This window comes from Kitasatospora putterlickiae, assembly GCF_039527695.1.
GTDB lineage: Bacteria > Actinomycetota > Actinomycetes > Streptomycetales > Streptomycetaceae > Kitasatospora > Kitasatospora putterlickiae.
Genome location: NZ_BAAAKJ010000344.1, coordinates 13,882 through 14,984, shown reverse-complemented (window position 1 = coordinate 14,984; position 1,103 = coordinate 13,882). Strand labels below are relative to the sequence as shown.

The 1,103-nt window shown below is 76.8% G+C and carries 1 protein-coding gene and 1 pseudogene; both read left to right on the top strand.

Going from position 1 to position 1,103, the window contains the following annotated elements; all coding sequences use genetic code 11:
- Positions 1 to 230, top strand: a pseudogene (locus tag ABD308_RS31970) (ATP/GTP-binding protein); the annotation flags it as partial.
- A 100-nt stretch (positions 231 to 330) separates the two neighbouring features.
- Complete coding sequence (locus tag ABD308_RS31965; RefSeq protein WP_344342858.1) at positions 331 to 1,086, top strand: thioesterase II family protein; 756 nt, start codon at positions 331 to 333, stop codon at positions 1,084 to 1,086.
- Positions 1,087 to 1,103 lie beyond the last annotated feature (17 nt).

Sequence of the window (1,103 nt, the reverse complement as noted above, 5' to 3'; positions counted from 1 at the left end):
CCGGCCAGCGGGCGCGCGGCCGCCGGGTGTCGCGGCGGGCCTTCTCCCGGCACCGGCGGGGCCTCGGCCGTCTGCTCGGCACGCTCACCGCGCACACCCGCGGCGCGGCGGCGACGCCCGTCCCGGAGGCGGTCTCGGTCCTGCTGCTGGACGGCGCCTCCCGCGCTCGGGCGGCGGAGGCGCGCTTCGGCGGGTGGCCGGCGGTTCGCCGGCGGCGGTGCGAGCGGTGATCGGTGCGAGCGGTGATCGGTTGACGCGGGTGCGGGTCGGCCGGGGAAACTGTGCCAGGAGATGATCCCGTCGATCCGTCAGCCACCAGGGAGTGCCCCCATGCCCGGCCGCACCACCGTCACCGACAACCTCTGGTTCCGCCGTTACCACCCCTTCGACGCGGCGCCCGCCCGGGTCGTGATGTTCCCGCACGCGGGCGGCTCGGCCGCGTACTTCCGGGACTGGTCGGCCGCGCTGTCGCCGCACGCCGACGTGCTCGCCGTCCAGTACCCCGGTCGGCTGGACCGGATCGACGAGGCGGCGGTCGACTCGCTGCCCGAGCTCGCCGAGCGCGTCTACGCGGAGCTCCGGCCGTGGGCCGACCGGCCGCTCGTCCTGTTCGGGCACAGCATGGGCGCGGCGGTCGCCTTCGAGGTGGCGCGCCGCTTCGAGCGCGACGGGGTGAGCGGGCCGGTGCGGCTGTGCGTCTCGGGCAGCCGGGCGCCGTCCGAGCCGCGCGACTCCACGGTGCACCTGCTGCCGGACGACGGGCTGCTCGCCGAGCTGGGCCGGCTCGGCGGAACCGACGCGCGGCTGCTGGCCGATCCGGAGCTGCGGGCGCTGATCCTGCCGTCGCTGCGCGGCGACTACACGGCCATCGAGACGTACGTCGCCGGGCGGGAGGAGGGCGTCACGGTGCCGGTCACCGCGCTGACCGGGGACGCCGACCCGCGGGTGACGGTCGAGCAGGCGCGTGACTGGGCCCTGCACACCACCGCCGCCTTCGACCTCCACGTCTTCCCGGGCGGCCACTTCTACCTGGCCCACGAGCGCGACGCGGTCCTGGAGGTCGTGACCTCCCACCTGCGCGCCTGACGGCACCGGACCCCGGC

Excerpts from the sequence above, each read along its gene's own strand:
- ABD308_RS31965 (WP_344342858.1), top strand. The coding sequence starts at position 331 with ATGCCCGGCCGCACCACCGTCACCGACAACCTCTGGTTCCGCCGTTAC.